Below are 1,661 nucleotides of genomic sequence, written 5' to 3'. Positions count from 1 at the left end.
CGGTCGTTGTCAAGGAAGTTGTCGCATTTTCATGCGGCGTTTTGTTTGAGCAGAAGTCGATCTTGGGACGACTTCTGGAGATTCAGGGTGACCACTGCGGGTCGGCTCCAGTTTCGGCAGTCGCCTGACCAGCGTTCGGGACGACTGGCTTTAGCCGCTGCGTAGAGCGCCGTTCTCTGACGCAATATTTCCTGGTCCTCGCCCCGGTGGCGCTGGCCCGGGGTGACGAATTTCATGGCACTGTGACGATGCTGCTCGTTGTACCATTGTTCGAATCCGGCTACCCACTGACGCGCCTGATCCAAAGTGTCGAAGGGTTTGTCCGGAAAGCTGGGATGATATTTCACGGTCTTGAACAGCGCCTCGGAATAGGGATTGTCATTGCTGACCGAGGGGCGGCTGAAGGAGGGGACGACACCGAGCCGCTGCAGGGTGGCCAGCATGGTCGCTCCCTTCATCGGAGAGCCGTTGTCGGAATGCAGCCGCAGCAGTTGACCGGTAACCCCTTCGCGCAGGTACGCTTTACGGAAAACCGCAGCTGCATGCTCGGCCGATTCCTCGGCGAAGACCTCCCATCCGACGATCTTGCGGCTGAACAGATCCATGATCAGGTAGAGATAGAAATACCGGCCCTTCACCGTGGTGCCCAGGTAGGTAATGTCCCAGCTCCAGAGCTGATTGGGCCCCGTGGCCACCAATTCCGGGGGGCGAGAGTGGGTCGGCGCCTTGGCTTTACCACGACGGGCCAGTTGCTTCTCTTCGCGCAAGATCCGGTAAAAGCTCGATTCCGAGGCCAGATAGCGGCCTTGGTCGGCGAGTTTCGGTATGATCTGGTTGGGGGGCAAATGGGCGAACTGCGGGGCATTGGCGGTCGTCAGGATCTCGGCCCGCTCCGCCTCGGCGAGTTTGTTCGCCGGCACCCGACCCTGCGCCGCCGCCTTGCGGCCATCGGTCTTCACCGTACCGCCCTGTCGCCAGCGCTGCACGGTTCGGGGCGAAAGTTCAAGAACCTTGCAGACTTCAGCCAGGCGCGCACCGGCGGCGCAGCTCTCATGGATCAAGGTAATCACTTTTTGGCGCTCTTGGAGGTCGATTTTTCGTCCTCGGTGCCCCCCCAGAGCGCCTGAACCTTTTTTTCGAGCACCAGAAGAGCCGCCGCCTCGGCCAAGGCTCTGTCTTTGCGATGAAGTTCACTCTGGAGCTGTTTGATCGTCTTGGCCTGTTGCTGCAACTGCTCGCGCTCGAACTTGCCGGCCGATGGGCTCGCACCCTGGATAAAACCGGCCTTCCATTGGACGATCTGCTCCGGGTAGAGCCCCTTGCGGCGGCAGTATTCGCCCAGCTCCAACTCGTTGAGGCTAGCGGTTTCCAACAGGATGGCGAATCTCTCTTCGCTGCTGAAGCCGCCACTCGACCGCGCTTGGTCCGGCCCTACACCGCTCCGACCGCGGGCCTTGAGGCGCCAGCAGTACAAGGTGTCTTTCGGGATCCCGGTCTCTTTCGCCAAAGCGGAGACGCTGGCGTTCTGAGGAGGCAGCATCCGGGCGATGAGGCTCGTCTTTAACTCTTCAGAATAGTGAGTCATACAATTTCACTTTCGGCCCCTCGGGTTTCACTCAAAGGCTCTCAAAGAGAGGCGACATCTATCCTGACACAGGGGG

General features: G+C 60.1%; 1 protein-coding gene. It reads right to left on the bottom strand.

Annotated elements, in window-relative coordinates:
• Window positions 1-29: 29 nt before the first annotated feature.
• A protein-coding gene (locus BQ4888_RS10695; protein WP_240746443.1) for an IS3 family transposase occupies window positions 30-1,585 on the bottom strand; the annotation gives its coding sequence in 2 pieces (ribosomal slippage) (window positions 30-1,126 and window positions 1,126-1,585; 1,557 coding nt in all).
• Window positions 1,586-1,661: the final 76 nt, after the last annotated feature.

Origin of the sequence: Desulfuromonas acetexigens, from assembly GCF_900111775.1 — a bacterium.
In the GTDB taxonomy this organism is placed as follows: Bacteria; Desulfobacterota; Desulfuromonadia; order Desulfuromonadales; family Trichloromonadaceae; genus Trichloromonas; species Trichloromonas acetexigens.
The sequence above is the reverse complement of the archived record's forward strand: the minus strand, read 5'-3'. Positions and strand labels throughout refer to the sequence as shown.